Source organism: Pseudonocardia cypriaca, assembly GCF_006717045.1.
GTDB lineage: Bacteria > Actinomycetota > Actinomycetes > Mycobacteriales > Pseudonocardiaceae > Pseudonocardia > Pseudonocardia cypriaca.
This window is the reverse complement of record NZ_VFPH01000001.1, coordinates 115278-131020: the sequence shown is the minus strand read 5'-3', so window position 1 is coordinate 131020 and position 15743 is coordinate 115278. Positions and strand designations below refer to the sequence as shown.

The 15743-nt window shown below is 71.2% G+C and carries 16 protein-coding genes; 11 read left to right on the top strand and 5 right to left on the bottom strand.

Features of this window, described 5'->3' with window-relative positions; all coding sequences use genetic code 11:
* Window positions 1-192: 192 nt before the first annotated feature.
* The 7 genes from FB388_RS00685 (at window position 193) to FB388_RS00655 (ending at window position 6445) form a co-directional block, all read left to right on the top strand.
* Window positions 193-582: a YciI family protein gene (locus FB388_RS00685; protein ID WP_142095575.1), complete on the top strand. Its 390-nt coding sequence runs from the start codon at window positions 193-195 to the stop codon at window positions 580-582.
* Window positions 558-1790, top strand: a complete 1233-nt coding sequence (locus FB388_RS00680) for an RNA polymerase sigma factor (RefSeq protein ID WP_246121434.1) — start codon at window positions 558-560, stop codon at window positions 1788-1790. Before FB388_RS00685 ends, FB388_RS00680 begins: the two co-directional genes overlap by 25 nt.
* Before the next feature lie 126 nt (window positions 1791-1916).
* Entirely contained in the window at window positions 1917-2909 is a 993-nt protein-coding gene (gene vanH / locus FB388_RS00675; protein ID WP_425468546.1) for a D-lactate dehydrogenase VanH, read from the top strand.
* On the top strand, window positions 2902-3948 hold the full coding sequence (gene vanA / locus FB388_RS00670; protein ID WP_142095572.1) for a D-alanine--(R)-lactate ligase: 1047 nt from the start codon (window positions 2902-2904) through the stop codon (window positions 3946-3948). The genes vanH and vanA overlap by 8 nt, the downstream gene beginning before the upstream one ends.
* A complete protein-coding gene (gene vanX / locus FB388_RS00665; protein WP_142095570.1) occupies window positions 3938-4546 on the top strand; it encodes a D-Ala-D-Ala dipeptidase VanX in 609 nt (202 codons plus the stop codon). The genes vanA and vanX overlap by 11 nt, the downstream gene beginning before the upstream one ends.
* A 180-nt stretch (window positions 4547-4726) precedes the next feature.
* Complete coding sequence (locus FB388_RS00660; protein WP_246121432.1) at window positions 4727-5626, top strand: endonuclease/exonuclease/phosphatase family protein; 900 nt, start codon at window positions 4727-4729, stop codon at window positions 5624-5626.
* A gap of 90 nt (window positions 5627-5716) precedes the next feature.
* Window positions 5717-6445 carry a dienelactone hydrolase family protein gene (locus tag FB388_RS00655; protein WP_142095568.1) on the top strand — a complete coding sequence of 243 codons (729 nt, stop codon included), beginning with the start codon at window positions 5717-5719 and terminating at the stop codon, window positions 6443-6445.
* Window positions 6446-6452: 7 nt separating this feature from the next.
* Here FB388_RS00655 and FB388_RS00650 read toward each other — a convergent pair whose 3' ends face one another.
* The 4 genes from FB388_RS00650 to FB388_RS00635 are packed head-to-tail and all read right to left on the bottom strand — an operon-like array spanning window position 6453 to window position 10059.
* Window positions 6453-6809 (bottom strand): hypothetical protein, encoded by a 357-nt coding sequence (locus tag FB388_RS00650; RefSeq protein WP_142095566.1) that lies wholly within the window; start codon window positions 6807-6809, stop codon window positions 6453-6455.
* Window positions 6806-9544 carry an FtsK/SpoIIIE domain-containing protein gene (locus FB388_RS00645; protein ID WP_142095564.1) on the bottom strand — a complete coding sequence of 913 codons (2739 nt, stop codon included), beginning with the start codon at window positions 9542-9544 and terminating at the stop codon, window positions 6806-6808. Before FB388_RS00645 ends, FB388_RS00650 begins: the two co-directional genes overlap by 4 nt.
* Window positions 9545-9550: 6 nt before the next feature.
* Entirely contained in the window at window positions 9551-9775 is a 225-nt protein-coding gene (locus FB388_RS00640; protein WP_142095562.1) for a hypothetical protein, read from the bottom strand.
* 23 nt (window positions 9776-9798) lie between these two features.
* Window positions 9799-10059 (bottom strand): hypothetical protein, encoded by a 261-nt coding sequence (locus FB388_RS00635; protein ID WP_142095560.1) that lies wholly within the window; start codon window positions 10057-10059, stop codon window positions 9799-9801.
* A 128-nt stretch (window positions 10060-10187) separates the two neighbouring features.
* Here FB388_RS00635 and FB388_RS00630 point away from each other — a divergent pair, with 128 nt between their 5' ends.
* Window positions 10188-11429 (top strand): MFS transporter, encoded by a 1242-nt coding sequence (locus tag FB388_RS00630; RefSeq protein ID WP_246121429.1) that lies wholly within the window; start codon window positions 10188-10190, stop codon window positions 11427-11429.
* A gap of 62 nt (window positions 11430-11491) precedes the next feature.
* Here the strand turns inward: FB388_RS00630 and FB388_RS00625 are convergent, their stop codons facing one another.
* The gene (locus FB388_RS00625; RefSeq protein ID WP_142095558.1) at window positions 11492-12043 is read right to left on the bottom strand and encodes a DUF5134 domain-containing protein; all 552 of its coding nucleotides are present in this window, start codon (window positions 12041-12043) and stop codon (window positions 11492-11494) included.
* A 175-nt stretch (window positions 12044-12218) separates the two neighbouring features.
* On the opposite strand from FB388_RS00625, the gene FB388_RS00620 reads away from it, so the two are divergent.
* Genes FB388_RS00620 through hydA form a run of 3 tightly spaced genes read left to right on the top strand, consistent with a single transcriptional unit; the run spans window position 12219 to window position 15741 of the window.
* Window positions 12219-13070: a nitrilase-related carbon-nitrogen hydrolase gene (locus FB388_RS00620; protein WP_142095556.1), complete on the top strand. Its 852-nt coding sequence runs from the start codon at window positions 12219-12221 to the stop codon at window positions 13068-13070.
* Entirely contained in the window at window positions 13067-14350 is a 1284-nt protein-coding gene (locus tag FB388_RS00615; protein ID WP_142095554.1) for an aspartate aminotransferase family protein, read from the top strand. The genes FB388_RS00620 and FB388_RS00615 overlap by 4 nt, the downstream gene beginning before the upstream one ends.
* The gene (gene hydA / locus FB388_RS00610) at window positions 14347-15741 is read left to right on the top strand and encodes a dihydropyrimidinase (RefSeq protein WP_142095552.1); all 1395 of its coding nucleotides are present in this window, start codon (window positions 14347-14349) and stop codon (window positions 15739-15741) included. The genes FB388_RS00615 and hydA overlap by 4 nt, the downstream gene beginning before the upstream one ends.
* Window positions 15742-15743: the final 2 nt, after the last annotated feature.

Below are 15743 nucleotides of genomic sequence, written 5' to 3'. Positions count from 1 at the left end.
GCCATCCTGGCTCACCGGATGATCCACGACGGTGGTCGGCAAGATGAACGAGAGGCGGCGTGGGGCGCGGACGGTGTCGGGCGACCGGGAGGTATGACGCAGATCACGTCCTGGGTCGTCGAGCCCGTCGCGGCGACTCCGACGTCCGTGGTGGGAGGGGCGCCGCTTCCTCCTACGACAGGAGGAGAACCGATGAAGTACGTGGTGCTGATCCACTCCAATCCCCGGCCGTGGGGCCATCCGACGAGTGACTTCGTCGCCGAGCACCAGGCGCTGCCGAAGGAGCAGCGGGACGAGCTGCAGGCCGACTTCGAGGAGATGCTCACGAAGATGCAGGCCGACGGCGAGCTGCTCGGGGGCGAGGCGTTGGCCGATCCCGCGACAGCGCGTTTGTACCGCTGGGCCGACGGGGAGCCGGTCGCCGCGGACGGGCCCTACGCCGAGGCGCGCGAGCACCTGGCCGGCTTCTTCCTGATCGACGTCGACGCGGAGCGGATCGAGGAGATCGGACGCCGGTTCAGCGGGCCGGGTGAGACCGTCGAGATCCGGCCTGCCATGTGGCCCGGAGGCGGGGACTCCTGACCGCGGGGGCCCTGGTCGAGGAGGTGTGGCGGCGGGAGTCGCCGCACCTCCTGGCCGCACTGCTGCGCAGGCACGGCGACCTGGCCGACTGCGAGGACGCCGCCCAGGAAGCGATCGCCGAGGCCACCGTCGCGTGGGCCGTCCGGCCGCCCGACGACCCGCGGGGCTGGCTGGTGCGGGTCGCGTCACGGCGCCTGATCGACCGGGTCCGCAGTGAGCGTGCACGCATTGCCCGCGAGGACCGGGTGGTGCTGGCCGAGCCGCTACCACCAGCGCCATCGAGCAGCGACGACAGCATCGCGATGCTGGTCCTCTGCTGCCACCCGGCGCTGTCGCGCACCGCGCAGATCGCATTGACGCTGCGATCCGTCGTCGGTCTGAGCACCGAACGGATCGCAGCCGCGCAGCTGGTGCCGACGCCCACGATGGCCCAGCGGCTCAGCCGCGCCCGGGCCACCCTGCGCGCCGCCGGAGCCCGGTTCGAGCTGCCGTCGGTGGCCGAGCTGCCCGGGCGGATCGCGGTGGTCCTGGACGTCTGCCACGTGATGGCGACGGAGGGACACCTCCGCACCGGCGGCTCGGAGCTGCTGGACACCGACCTGGCCGCTGAGGCCCTGCGGCTGGTGCGGGTGCTGCACGCCGCGCTGCCCGCGCACGACGAGATCACCGGGCTGCTGGCACTGCTGCTGTGCACGGGCGCGCGAGCCGGAACCCGGGTGGACGCCCGCGGCGACCTCGTGCCGCTCGCCGAGCAGGACCGCAGCCGCTGGGAGCGGGCGATGATCAGCGAGGGTGTCCGGCTGTTGGAACGGGTGCTGCCCAGCGGGCCCGTCGGTCGCTTCCAGCTGCAAGCGGCCATCGCGGCCGTTCACGCCGAGGCACCCAGCGCCGAGGAGACCGACTGGGCGGAGATCAGCGCGCTCTACGCGATGCTGCACGACGTCGCACCGGCCCCGGCGGTCACGCTGAACCGCGCCGTGGCGGTGGCGATGGACCAGGGCCCCCGCGCGGGCCTCGACCTCGTCGAGCCCCTGCTGGAGCTGCCGGCGATGGGCCGCCACCACCGCACCCATGCGGTCCGGGCCCACCTGCTGGAGATGACCGGCGACACCGCGGCCGCCGCGGAGGCGTACCGGACGGCGAGCCGGCTGACCACCAGCCTGCCGGAGCAGCGCTACCTCAACCGCCGCCTCCGCGCCCTGGGTTGACGCGCGAAGGTTACCTGTACGTACATATCGTCGGCATATCGAGAATCACATACGTGCTGGCAACGCCGCGCCGCCTTGACTGGCGACATGAGCGACAGGGAACCAGCACGAACGGTGGTCCGATCGCTGACGTCCTCGTCCTCCTCGGCCGTCCCGCCCACCAGAATCACGATCTACGGATGCGGGCCGGACGAGGCCGTCCTGTTCCGCGAGCTGGGCCCTCGCCTCGGAGTTGCACCGACCATCACAGCGGCGCCGGTATCCGAAGCCAATGTCGAACTGGCGCTCGGAAACCGATGCATCAGCGTCGGCCACAGGACCCGGGTTGCGAACTCCACCCTTCTCGCGCTCAGCCGGGCCGGCGTGCGGTACGTCTCCACGAGGAGCATCGGGTACGACCACATCGACGTGAACTACGCGGAGAGCGTCGACATCTCCGTCGAGAACGTCTCCTACTCGCCCGACGGCGTGGCCGATTACACGTTGATGCTGATGCTGATGGTGGTGCGCGACGCGAGGTCGATCATCAGGCGCGTCGACACCCATGACTACAGGTTGAACACCATACGCGGGAAAGAGCTACGCGACCTGACCGTCGGGGTGATCGGAACAGGACGCATCGGCGCCGCGGTCATCGACCGGCTGCGGGGCTTCGCCTGCCGGGTACTGGCCTACGACAGCCGACCCGAGGCGGCCGCCGACTACGTCCCGCTCGACGAGTTGCTGCAGCAGAGCGACATCGTGACGCTCCACACGCCGCTCAACGCGCAGACCCACCACCTCCTCAGCCGGAAACGCATCGCGCAGATGCGGCCCGGGGCGTTCGTCATCAACACCGGACGCGGTTCGCTCATCGATACCGAGGCCCTCGTCTCGGCATTGGAAGGCGGCCGGCTGGGTGGCGCGGCGTTGGACGTCCTCGAGGGAGAGGAAGGAATATTCTACGCCGACTGCAGGAGCAAGCCCATTCAGGACCGAGCGTTGTTGCGACTGCACGAACTGCCGAACGTGCTCATCAGTCCGCACACCGCCTACTACACGGACCGCGCCCTGAGCGACACCGTCGAGAACTCGATCGTCAACTGCCTGAGCTTCGAAAGCAGGAACCAGCGTGGATAGGTTGAAGGTCGGAATCATCTTCGGAGGCCGCTCGGAGGAGCACCCGATCTCCGTCAAATCCGCGCAGGAGGTCGCCCGGATCCTCGACGTCGAGAAGTACGAACCGGTCTACATCGGGATCACGAGGAGCGGAGCTTGGAAGCTCTGCGACGGCCCTGACGCGCACTGGGAGAACGGCGGTGGCCGGCCGGCCGTGCTGTCCCCGGACAGCAGCGTGCACGGAGTACTCGTCCTGGAGCGGGGACGGTACGAGACGATCCGCCTGGACGTCGTGCTACCCGTGCTGCACGGCAGACTCGGCGAGGACGGTGCGATCCAAGGTCTGCTGGAGTTCTCCGGCGTCCCGTACGTGGGCTGTGACGTCCAGAGTTCTGCGCTCTGCATGGACAAGTCCCTCGCCTACGTGGTCGCGCGCAGCGCGGGAGTTGCCACCCCGAATTTCTGGACCGTGCCGGCCACCGGGCACATCGATCCAGCCGGGTTCCCGTATCCCGTCTTCGTGAAGCCGGCCCGCTCGGGTTCGTCTTTCGGCGTCAGCAAGGTGTCCCGCGGAGAAGAGCTGTCGGCCGCGGTCGAGGCCGCGAGGCAGTACGACTCGAAGGTGCTGGTCGAGGAGGCTGTCGTCGGCAGCGAGGTGGGCTGCGCGATATTGGGTGACGATACGGATCTCGTCGCCGGCGAGGTGGATCAGATCGGGCTGTCCCACGGCTTCTTCAGGATCCATCAGGAGACCACACCGGAAAGCGGTTCCGAGAACTCGACGATAACCGTTCCGGCCGCCATCTCGGCGGAGTCGCGCCGGCTCGTCCAGGAGACCGCGAAGGTCGTGTACCGCGCGCTCGGATGCAGGGGACTCGCGCGGGTCGACATGTTCCTGACGGACGACGGAAGCGTGGTGCTCAACGAGGTCAACACCTTGCCCGGAATGACGTCGTACAGCCGGTACCCGAGGATGATGGCGGCCGCCGGGCTGCCACTTGCCGAGGTGATCGACCGGATCGTGTCGTCGACGCTGACCGGGAAAGACGATGCACGGTGACTTCGTCTTCGTGGACGAGTTCGTGTCCGGAATACGTTGGGATGCCAAGTACGCCACCTGGGACAACTTCACCGGCAAGCCGGTGCCCGGGTACCTGGCAAATCGGGTGGTCGGCACGAAGGCCCTGTGCGCGGCGTTGGGAAGAGCGCGGGTGGAGGCCGCAGCCCTCGGCTTCGGCCTGCTCGTCTGGGACGGCTACCGCCCGCAGCGCGCCGTGGACTGCTTCATCCGCTGGTCGACGCAGCCGGAGGATGGCCGGACGAAGCCGAGGCACTATCCGAACATCGACCGGGCCGAGATGTTCGAGAGGGGGTACGTCGCGGCGAAGTCGAGCCACAGCCGGGGGGCTGCCGTCGACCTGACGCTCTACCACCTGGATACCGGCGAGCTCGTTCCGATGGGCGGCGACCACGACCTCATGGATCCGGTCTCACACCATGGGGCGGACGGGATCAGCCGGGTCGAGGCGAGGAATCGTGAGCACCTCCGTTCCATCATGACCGCCTGCGGTTTCGCCCCGTACGACTGCGAGTGGTGGCACTACACGCTGGAGGACGAACCTCATCCTGAAACCTATTTTGATTTTCCCATCGTGTAGCCGATCCGGTGACGACTCCCGGATCCGAGCGTGGGGTGGCCCCTGGAGGAGGTCGAGATGGTGATCGGGTCGTGGGAGAGGACCCCTGTCGGCAGCGGTGAGCACGCGGTTCGACATGCGCCTACCGGAGGCCGCGGTCGGTACGGCGATCCCGGCCGGGGGCCGTGGAGGCGCGGCCCGGTGCTCGCGGCGCTGGCACTGCTGCTGGGACTGTTCATGCTGGTGCACGGGAAGATCCCGAACCGGATCGGGAACCTCGGCAGCCTGGTGGAGACCTTCCTGCCGTGGTTCGGCCTGTTCATCCCGGTGCTGCTGGCCGGGGCGCTCCTGCGCCGCTCCACCTCCGCGGTGGTCGCGCTGCTGCTGCCGGTGGTGGTGTGGCTCGGCCTCTTCGGCGGGCTGCTCCCCGACAAGTCGCACCCGGGTCACGACCTCATCGTGGCCGGCCACAACGTGGGCGCCGACAACCCCGACCCGGCCGGCACCGCCCGCGACCTGGCCGCCTCCGGGGCGGACGTGCTGGCGCTCGTGGAGCTGACCCCGCAGGCCCGGCGCACGTACGAGAAGGCGCTGGCGAAGGCGTACCCGCACCACGTGGTGCAGGGCACGGTCGGGCTGTGGAGCAAGCTGCCGCTGTCGGACACCCGGCCGGTTGACATCGGGATGGACTCCACCCGGGCGTTGCGCACAACGGTGGCCACCGACCAGGGGCCGCTGGCGGTGTACGTGGCCCACCTGGGGTCCGTACGGGTGTTCCCCAGGGCGGGCTTCTGGACGGCCGACCGGGACGCAGGCGCGCACGCGCTCGCCAGGGCCGTCGCCGCCGAGGAGAACGAGCGGGTGGTGCTGCTCGGCGACCTGAACGGCACCATGGACGACCGCGCGTTCGACGACATCACCTCACAGCTGCGCTCGGCCCAGGACGCGGCCGGCAACGGCTTCGGCTTCACCTGGCCTGCGGCGTTCCCGGTGGCGCGGATCGACCAGATCCTGGTCCGCGGCGTGGTGCCGGAGAGCTCGTGGGTGCTGCCGGCCACCGGCAGCGACCACCGGCCGGTGGCGGCCGGCATCAGCTGGTGAACACCGCGTGCCGCCCGGACCGACCGTGCACTGTTCCGCCTGCCGTGAACACGGGCCCGGCCGGGCTCGACGATCACTACCGTCGGCCTCATGACGACGGTCACGACGCGCACGGTCGAGTACCCGGCCGACGGCCTGACGATGGTCGGGCACCTCGCGCTCCCCACCGGTGTCGGCCGCAGGCCCGCAGTGCTGCTCGGGCCGGAGGGGCCGGGGCTCGACGACGTCCAGCGCGGGCGGGCCGACGCACTCGCCGAGCTGGGGTACGTGGCGCTGGCCTTCGACATCCACGGCGGGCGCTGGTTCACCGACCCGGAGGAGATGCTGGCGCGGTGCATGCCGCTGCTCGCCGATCCCGACCGGATGCGGGGCATCGGCCACGCGGCGCTCGACGTGCTGCGCGCCGAGCCACGCACCGACCCGGATCGGATCGCCGCCATCGGCTACGGCACCGGGGGTGCGATCGCGGTGGAGCTCGGGCGGGACGGCGTCGATCTGCGCGCGATCGGGACGGTCAACGGGCTGTTCACGGGCCGGCCGGGCGAGGCGGCGCGCATCCGCTGCCCGGTGTGGGCCGGGGTCGGGTCGGAGGACCCCATCCAGCCGCCCGCGCAACGGGACGCGTTCGCCGCCGAGATGCAGGCTGCCGGCGTCGACTGGCGCCTCGTGGTGTACGGCGGCGCGCTGCACGCCTTCCACCACCCGATGACGCGGCACCAGACCCTGCTCCCCGGCGTCGGGCACCACCCGCGGCACGCCCAGCGGGCCTGGCGCGACGTCGTCGGCCTGCTCGAGGAGTGCTTGCCCGTATCGCACTGAGCCGCGCTCAGCGGCGCGGCAGGCCCCAGAAGCGGCGGGTGGCCTCCAGCAGCGCGGCCGCCCGCGCCTCCACCTCGGCGTCCAGCTCGTCGATGGCCGACGGGTCGGCGCGCCGGTCGGGGCCGGGGCGGGGCCGCAGCTTCATCCACGACTCCACCCAGAGGGCCTCGAGCGCGGCCTCCCAGTGCAGCTCGACGCCGAGCCGAGTCAGACCGGCGCGCTCCTCCGCGTGGGCCATGGCCTCGCCGAGCCCGACCAGCTCGCGGTTCAGCTCGGCGGCACGCTCGCGATCACGCTCGCGAAGCGCCTCCGCCGCCGCCGCGATCTCGGCGACGACCTCCTTGTACTCCCGCGCCGCACTCATCGGTCCTCCAACGACGGCACGATGACCACCACCGGCTGGGTGTGCTGCGCCCGGTCGAACAACAGGCCCCGCCCGGGACGCGGCGACCACGTGACGAACATCCCGGGCACCAGTGGCTGCACCTCCGAGCCCTGGACGTCGAGGGCCACCCACGCGCCGAGGTCGTCGGGCGATGCGCCCATCATGAGCAGCGCTTTCAGCCGCGCCGGGCTGCGCCACCAGCCGAGCACGTGCACCCCGGTCTCCGGACCGAAGTGCAGGATCTTGCGCAGCGCCTCGGTGCCGGCCCGGTCGAGCGCGGTCTCCGCGGCGTCGGCGGCGTAGAGCACGAGCGCCACGGGGTGGCGGGACGCGGTGCCGGCCAGTCGCTCGGTCACCTCCTGCGCCAGCGCCTCGACGCGAGCGCGGAAGCCGTCCAGCCGGACCGTCTCGACGCGCTGACCCGCGCCTGCGACCCGCTCGGCGAGCCGTTCCGCCGGTTCGGTCGCCTCGGCGATCAGCGGGGCGATCACGACGTCGAGCGTGTCGCGCACGTGCTGCCCGGCCAGCGACGCGGCGGCCGCGCCCAGCACCTGCACGGCCTCCCGCAGGCCGGACGCCAGCACGCCGAGGTTGCGCCCCGGCGCGTCCGGGAGCGCGACCGCGGCGGCGCTGCCCGCCACTTCGATGCACTGCCCCACGAGCGCGTGCGGGGCGTTGCGCGCGGGCAGGACGGCGAGCAGCTCGGACAGGTGCGGCGAGCGGCTGCCGTCGAACAGCCGCGGCTCGCGGCGCCCCTCGGCGTAGGAATCGTGGAGGATCCGCTGCACCTCGTCGACCGAGCCCTTGCCGGTGGCGTCCGGGATGCGCACCACCTCGTTGCCGTGCGTGATGCCCGACTCGTGGTTGATCACCGCGTGCCAGCGCGGGAGGCCGAGCGTTGCGTCGTTCAGCTCGGCGAGCACCCGCCGCGCGCGCGGCAGCGCGATCCGCAGCACGAACTGCTCGAAGATCGCCGGACGCCCCCAGAACGCTTCGATGCCAGACACGTCCTGGCTGGCCAGCACCAGGTGGATGCCCTGGGACCGCCCGCGCCGCGCCACGTCCTCCAGCAGGAGGGTGGCCTGGCGCGTGACGGCGTCACGCTCGGCGAACAGGTACTGGAACTCGTCGATCACGGCGACGATCCGCGGCCACCGGCCGTCGGGGTCCTCGCGGCGCAGCTCCTCCAGCTTGGTGACCTCGTGCGCCTTGGCCGCCTCCGCGCGGCGACGCATCTCGTCGGAGAGGAACTGCAGGAGCGCGAGGCCGAACTCGCGGTCGGTGTTGATGTTGACGCCGATCAGCCGTGCGTGCGGCAGCCACGTCTTGTCCCGCCGCCCGGGGGCGAACTGGGCGAACGAGACGCCCTCCTTGAAGTCGAGGAGGTAGAACTCCAGCTCGTCCGGGCCGTAGCGGGCCGCCATCGAACTGATCATGGTGAGCAGCAGGTTGGTCTTCCCGGAGCCGCTCGGGCCGCCGATCAGAGCGTGCGGTGAGGCGTCGGCCAGCGCGACCTGCGAAGGCAGTCCGTCGGTGAACCCCACGGGCGCGTGCAGCCCGCTGACCGACCGGGACTCGCCCCACTTGTCCCGCGGCGGGAGCAGGTCGGCGAACGTGCCGATCCGGCTGCGCCAGCGCTCGTGCTCGTCGGCGATGGCATGCGCGGCGCGGGTGACCTCGGACTGCGGCAGCGGGGGGTCCGGTTCCACCGCGACGTACTGGCCCGTCATCGACGACGTGGCGATACCGCTGTCGGCGAGGCGGATCGTCTCGATCGGCGCGTTGACCGTCAGCGGCACGTCCAGCAGCACCAGCTGGATCCCGCACGCCAGCCCGTCGCGCGCCACCCGCTGCAGCTGGCGGTGCTCGGCGTCCTTCAGCGCCGACCGGTTGCCCAGCAGCACCGCGACGACCCACGGCTCGGTGCGGCCGCCGACCGTCTCGGCCATCACCCGCAACGACGGGTGCCCGTCGACGAGGACGCGCGTGTGGACACGGCGGATCCGGTCCGACAGCTCCTCCAGCAGCTCCTCGAGCATCCCCGGGTCGTGCACGGTGAGCAGCCCGGTGCGGGTGAGCGGGTAGAGGCCGGGCAGCGACCCGGTGAACCGGCCGACGTCCCAGACGTGCAGCTGCACCACCCCGGGCCGGAAGCTGCTCATCACCCGCAGCAGCAGGTTCTCCACCAGCGCCTCGGCCCGGACGCGGCTGTCGTGCGTGGACGTGATCTGCAGGTGCGACTCGTCGAGCAGGGGAACCGCTACCGGGAACCCCGGCTCGGCACCGCCGACCCGCCCGGTGCCGATCGTCCACAGCGACGGCACGGGACCGGAGCCCTCGATCTTGCCGACCTGGCCGAGCCACTCGTCCGGATCACCGCCCGCGGCACCGGGCGCCGCCTCGGCGAGGATCTGCGTGAGCCGCCCGGGCCCGGTCGCGAGCCAGTCCCGGAACGCTGCCTTCCGGTCGAACTCCACCCGCTTGATCGGCCGGCCCAGGTCGCGGTTCGCGAGGATCCTGCGCAGGCCGGGATCGGACTCGGCCGCGTCGAGGCCCTCCTCGCGCAGCCACATCTCGACCATCGCCTCCGCGTGCGCGCGCACCGCGGCCTCGCGCGCGCCCTCCGCGGCGCCGAGCGCGCGCGCGATCGCGACGCACAGCGCGTCGAACGCCGTGGCGATCCGCTGCCGCCGCTTGCTGGGCCCGCGTGCCATGTCCGCCTACAACCGCGCGTCGATGTCGGCAACGGCGTTGGCACCACCGGTGATCAGCCCAAGGCCGCGCTCCAGCTCCTCCGCCGCCTGCAGCAGCTCGGGGGGCACGAGCGGCTCTGAGTGCTGCTCGCCCAGCCCGTCGAGCACGGCGACGGCGTCGGCGATCCGGTCGCGCGCGATCCCCGCGTGCTGGTAGGCGCTGCCGAGCTGCTCGGCCACCCCTGCCAGCACGGCACGCACCTCCCCTAAATCACTCACAGCCGGTTGGCGACGCCTTCGGACGCCTGGATCGCAGCCTGGACCTGGTTCTGCACCTCACCGATGCTGCTGACGGCCTGGGCGAGCAGCCCGTTCGCCTCGGAGACGTCGGCCTGTGTGCTGCCCTCCGTCACGCGCTGCAACGCCCCCTGCGCCTGCTCGAGGGAGGAATGCGCCTGCTGCAGCGCCCCGAGGCTCTCCGAGGCCTTGTCGTTGGCCAGCGCGATGCCGGCTCTGACCTCTTCGATGCTCGCCATTTCCGCAACTCCCCGTCGTGCCCGGACCCCAGTCGTACGGTGCGAATCTAGCCGCGATACGGCTACCCGTTGCATGCGGCTCGCTACTCGCTTTCCCGATTTTTCGGACGGCTCTACGCTCGGCCGCCGTGGGGGACGGGGACGTGCGCGGCAGCCGGGGTGGGGCGGTGCTGATCGGGGCGCTCGCCGTCGACTCGCTCGGCAACGGGCTCTTCCTCCCCCTGTCTCTCGTCTATTTCGTCGAGCTGACCGACGTGCCGTTGGCGCTGGTCGGGGTGCTGCTCACCATCGCGAACGCGGTGACGCTGCCGATCCCGATCTGGGTTGGCACGCTCGCCGACAGGTTCGGGGCGCTACCCCTCGTGGTCGGCGCGCAGCTGCTGCAGGCCGTCGGCTTCCTGATGTACGCGTGGGTGAGCGGCCCGGTCGGGATCCTCGTGTCGTCCGCGCTCGTCGCGATCGGGGTTCGCTTCTTCTGGTCGGCCGTGTTCACCGCGATCGCCGACTTCGTCGACGGCAGCACCTCGACGCTCTCCCGCGACACCTGGTACGCGTTCGCCAACGGCGCCCGGACCGCCGGGCTCGCGGCCGGTGGGCTCGTCACGGGGATCGTCGTCACCGACGGCAGGGAGGCCACCTACCGGGCCGTCGCGTGCGCCGCGGCCGCGTGCTTCACGGCAGCGGCCGTGCTCATCACGGCGTTCGTCCGCACCGGGCCCGGCCACGCGCACGAACCGCTCGAGCACTCCGGCTACGCCACGCTGCTGCGCGACCGGCCGTTCCTCGGCCTGATCGCGCTCAACTCCGTCTACGCGCTGTCCAGCATGATGCTCGGCGTCGCGCTCCCCACGGTGATCCTGATCGGCATCCAGGGACCCGCCTGGCTGACGTCGGCGCTGCTCGCGGGCAACGCGGTGCTGATCGCCGTCCTGTCCGCGCCGGTCGTCGCCCGGCTCACCGGGTTCCGCCGGACGCGCAGCATCGTCACCGCCGCCGTGCTGTGGGCGGCGTGGTGCGTCTCCCTCGCCGTGCTGGTGCCCGGGCAGCCGGAATGGGTACTACCGGTGCTGATCGGCGGCACCCTGCTCTTCACGGTGGCCGAGCTCGTGCACGCCCCGGTGTCGATGAGCCTGGCCGCAGCGGCCGCCCCACCCGCGGCCCGCGGCCGCTACCTCGCCACGTTCCAGTACTCGTTCACGATCTCGTCGATCATCGCGCCCGCGTTCTTCGCCACCCTCTTCGAGCTGGCCACGGCGGCCCCCTGGATCGCGCTTGGTCTGCTGAACATCGCGAGCATCGGCGGGATGCTGCTGTTGGAGCGCCGCCTCCCGGCGGCGGCCATCAAGGACCCCGCCCCCTCCCCCTCTTGATGTCAGCAAAGCCACTTTCCTGTCACCTCACGTCCTGAAAGTGGCTTTGCTGACACCAGGGGTCAGACCATCCCCAGCAACATCACCGACATCGTCGCCGCCGACACCAGCTGTGCGGCCGCCGCGACGTGCGGTGCCTCCAGCACGCCTGTCCGCACGGCCACCGCGCCGGGAGTCGGTTCGGGGCGGCGGCAGCTGTCGGCGCAGCGCAGGGCGTGCCAGGCGAAGTAGCCGGTGAGCGCGAGCGCGGCCACGGACACCGCCCCGAGCGTGCCCGCCGCCCCGCGGCCGTGCGCGCTGTGGCCTGCGGCCAGCATGAGCAGCATCGCGCCGCTGCCGACGGCGTGGTGGCCCGCGTCGCCGCCGAAGGTCCTGCTGCGCACCACGACGCCGCCGAACCAGGCCATGGCGAGCGCGAACACGACGGTCCACACCGGACCGGGTACCGGGTTGCCGAGCGGCGAGAACATGGCGGCCATGCCGAGGCCCATCGCGGCGTGCGAGAGCTCCCCTGCGACGTCCAGGCGCAGCAGGGCCGCCCGAAGCAGGTGCAGCAGGCCGACGCCGAGGCAGACGACCGCGAACGTGCCGGCCACCCATCCTGTGAGCGCCATCTCGCCCCCGATCCCTACGGCTCGAGCGGACCATATGCGGGCCTCCGGTGGCAACCATGTCGTCGGTGGCACAAGTGCGTGACGGGCTGCTCACCGTGCCGGATTGGGTCTTGCGAGCGGACCCGTCGGCGTTCGAAGGTGTCCCCTTCTGGGCGAGGACGTCGGAGGTCTGACGATGGCGGGAGAGTCCCGGGTGGTGCGCGCAGCGCTGGTGCAGGCGAAGTGGACTGGTGACACCGCCTCGATGATCGAGGTGCACGAGAAGTACGCGCGGTCGGCCGCCGAGCAGGGCGCGCAGATCATGGGCTTCCAGGAGGTCTTCAACGCGCCGTACTTCTGCCAGGTGCAGGAGGCCGAGCACTACGGATGGGCCGAGCCGGTGCCGGACGGGCCCACGGTGCAGCGCATGCAGGCGCTGGCCAAGGAGCTCGGCATGGTGCTCGTCGTGCCGGTGTTCGAGATCGAGAGCTCCGGCAACTACTACAACACCGCCGCCGTGATCGACGCCGACGGCAGCTACCTCGGCAAGTACCGCAAGCACCACATCCCGCAGGTCAAGGGCTTCTGGGAGAAGTACTACTTCCGGCCCGGCAACCTCGGATGGCCGGTGTTCGACACCGCCGTCGGCCGGGTCGGCGTGTACATCTGCTACGACCGGCACTTCCCGGAGGGGTGGCGCGCGCTGGGGCTGGCCGGGGCGCAGATCGTCTACAACCCGAGCGCCACCAGCCGCAGCCTGTCGTCGTACCTGTGGAAGCTGGAGCAGCCTGCGGCCGCCGTCGCCAACGAGTACTTCATCGCGGCGATCAACCGCGTCGGCGTGGAGGAGTACGGCGACAACGACTTCTACGGCAGCAGCTACTTCGTCGACCCGCGGGGGCAGTTCGTCGGCGATGTGGCCTCCGACCGCGACGAGGAGCTGGTGGTGCGCGACCTGGATCTCGGGTTGATCGACGAGGTGCGCCAGAACTGGGCGTTCTACCGCGACCGCCGACCCGACGCATACGGACCGCTGGTGGAGGCATGACCGACCTGCTGGCGCGCACGCGCGCCGTCCTCCCGTCCTGGCTGGCGATCTACTACCAGGAGCCGATCGAGATCGAGCGCGGCGAGGGCCGCTACGTCTGGGACGCCGACGGCAACCGGTACCTGGACTTCTTCGGCGGCATCCTCACCACGATGACCGCACACGCGCTGCCCGAGGTGACGAAGGCCGTCAGCGACCAGGCCGGGCGGATCATCCACAGCTCCACCCTCTACCTGAACCGGCCGATGGTGGAGCTGGCCGAGCAGATCGCCGCGGTCTCCGGCATCCCCGACGCCAAGGTCTTCCTGACCACCAGCGGCACCGAGGCCAACGACACCGCGCTGCTGCTGGCCAGCTCGCTGCGCCGGTCCAACCAGATCCTGGCGATGCGCAACAGCTACCACGGGCGGTCGTTCTCGACGGTGGCGATCACCGGGAACCGGACCTGGTCGCCCACCTCGCTGTCGCCGTTCCAGGTCTACTACGTCCACGGCGGGCAGCGGTACCGGTCGCCGTTCGCGCACCTGTCGGACGGCGAGTTCATCGCCGCGTGCGTCGCCGACCTGAAGGAGGTGCTCGACCAGGCCGGTGGGGACGTCGCCGCGCTGATCGCCGAGCCGATCCAGGGCGTCGGCGGCTTCACATCGGGCCCGGACGGGCTGCTGGGTGCGTTCGCCGAGGTGCTGCGCGAGCGCGGCATCCTGTGGATCTCCGACGAGGTGCAGACCGGGTGGGGCCGCACCGGCGAGCACTTCTGGGGCTGGCAGTCCCACGGCGCCACACCCGACATCGTCACGTTCGCGAAGGGCATCGGGAACGGGCTGTCGATGGGCGGGGTGATCGCCAGGGCCGAGGTGATGGACTGCCTCACCGCCAACTCCATCTCGACGTTCGGCGGCTCGCCGCTGACCTCCGCCGGTGCCCTGGCCAACCTGCGCTACGTGCTCGACCACGACCTGCAGGCCAATGCGGCCCGGCACGGGCCGACGCTGTTCGACGGCCTCCGCGCGGTCGACTCGCCGATCGTGGGCGACGTCCGCGGCAAGGGCCTGATGCTCGGGATCGAGCTGGTGCGACCGGGGACGGGCACACCGGGCGAGCCGGCCCCTGAGCTCGCCGCCGCTGTGCTCGAGGCGTGCAAGCGGCGCGGGCTGCTGATCGGCAAGGGCGGGCTGTACGGGAACGCGCTGCGGATCGCCCCGCTGCTCACCCTCACCGCCGAGGAGGCCGCAGAAGGCCTCGCCATCCTGGTGGCCGCGATCGAGGAGGTCACGCCATGACCCGCACGCTGATCCGGGGCGGCCTCGTGATCACCGCCTCCGACGAGAGCGCGGTGGACGTCCTGATCGAGGACGAGAAGGTGGTGGCGCTGGCCGACCCGGCGTTCGCGCAGGGCTGGACGGCCGACACCGTCATCGACGCCGCCGGCAAGTACGTCATCCCCGGCGGCGTGGACGCCCACACGCACATGGAGCTGCCGTTCGGCGGCACGTTCGCGTCCGACACGTTCGAGACGGGCACGCGCGCGGCGGCGTGGGGCGGCACCACCACGATCGTCGACTTCGCGGTGCAGTCGATGGGCGGGCCGCTGCGCGAGGGCCTGGACGCCTGGCACGCCAAGGCCGAGGGCAACTGCGCCATCGACTACGCGTTCCACATGATCATGGCGGACGTCAACGAGGGCTCCCTCAAGGAGATGGAGGGCCTCGTCGGCGAGGGCATCACCAGCTTCAAGCTGTTCATGGCCTACCCCGGCGTCTTCTACTCCGACGACGGCAAGATCCTGCGCGCGCTGCAGAAGGGCGCCGAGACCGGCGGGCTGATCATGATGCACGCCGAGAACGGCATCGCGATCGACGTGCTCGTGGCGCAGGCACTGGAGCGCGGCAACACCGACCCGAAGTACCACGGGGTCGTGCGGCACGCGCTCCTCGAGGCCGAGGCGACGCACCGCGCCATCCGGCTCGCGCAGGTGGCGGGCGCGCCGATCTACATCGTGCACCTGTCCGCCGCCGAGGCCCTCGCCGAGGTGTCCCGGGCGCGCGACGAGGGCCACAACGCGTTCGCCGAGACCTGCCCGCAGTACCTGTTCCTCGACGTCGACGACCTCGCGCGGCCCGGCTTCGAGGGCGCGAAGTACGTCTGCTCCACGCCGCTCCGCCCCGTCGAGCACCAGGCGGCGCTGTGGCGCGGGCTGCGCACCGACGACCTGTCGGTGGTCTCCACCGACCACTGCCCGTTCTGCTTCAAGGACCAGAAGGAGCTCGGGATCGGCGACTTCTCCAAGATCCCGAACGGGCTCCCGGGCGTCGAGACGCGGATGGACCTGCTGCACCAGGCCGTGCTGGACGGGCACATCGGTCGCAAGCGCTGGATCGAGATCGCCTGCGCCACCCCGGCGAAGATGTTCGGGCTCTACCCGCGCAAGGGCACGATCGCCCCCGGAGCTGACGCTGACATCGTGGTCTACGACCCGAACGCGCAGCAGGTGCTCTCCGCGGAGACGCACCACATGAACGTCGACTACTCCTGCTACGAGGGCCGCACGATCACCGGTAAGGCGGAGACGGTGCTCTCCCGAGGCCGCGTGGTCGTCGACAAGGGCGAGTACCTCGGCGCACCCGGCCACGGCCGGTTCGTGCGCCGCGAGACCTGCCAGTACCTGCGATGACC

What these genes read in the sequence shown, in the direction of transcription:
- FB388_RS00625 (WP_142095558.1), bottom strand. Translation starts at nt 12,043, where the DNA reads ATGGCGCTCACAGGATGGGTGGCCGGCACGTTCGCGGTCGTCTGCCTC.
- FB388_RS00685 (WP_142095575.1), top strand. Translation starts at nt 193, where the DNA reads ATGAAGTACGTGGTGCTGATCCACTCCAATCCCCGGCCGTGGGGCCAT.
- FB388_RS00645 (WP_142095564.1), bottom strand. Translation starts at nt 9,544, where the DNA reads ATGGCACGCGGGCCCAGCAAGCGGCGGCAGCGGATCGCCACGGCGTTC.
- FB388_RS00650 (WP_142095566.1), bottom strand. Translation starts at nt 6,809, where the DNA reads ATGAGTGCGGCGCGGGAGTACAAGGAGGTCGTCGCCGAGATCGCGGCG.
- FB388_RS00620 (WP_142095556.1), top strand. Translation starts at nt 12,219, where the DNA reads ATGGCGGGAGAGTCCCGGGTGGTGCGCGCAGCGCTGGTGCAGGCGAAG.
- FB388_RS00655 (WP_142095568.1), top strand. Translation starts at nt 5,717, where the DNA reads ATGACGACGGTCACGACGCGCACGGTCGAGTACCCGGCCGACGGCCTG.
- FB388_RS00635 (WP_142095560.1), bottom strand. Translation starts at nt 10,059, where the DNA reads ATGGCGAGCATCGAAGAGGTCAGAGCCGGCATCGCGCTGGCCAACGAC.
- hydA (WP_142095552.1), top strand. Translation starts at nt 14,347, where the DNA reads ATGACCCGCACGCTGATCCGGGGCGGCCTCGTGATCACCGCCTCCGAC.
- vanX (WP_142095570.1), top strand. Translation starts at nt 3,938, where the DNA reads ATGCACGGTGACTTCGTCTTCGTGGACGAGTTCGTGTCCGGAATACGT.
- FB388_RS00615 (WP_142095554.1), top strand. Translation starts at nt 13,067, where the DNA reads ATGACCGACCTGCTGGCGCGCACGCGCGCCGTCCTCCCGTCCTGGCTG.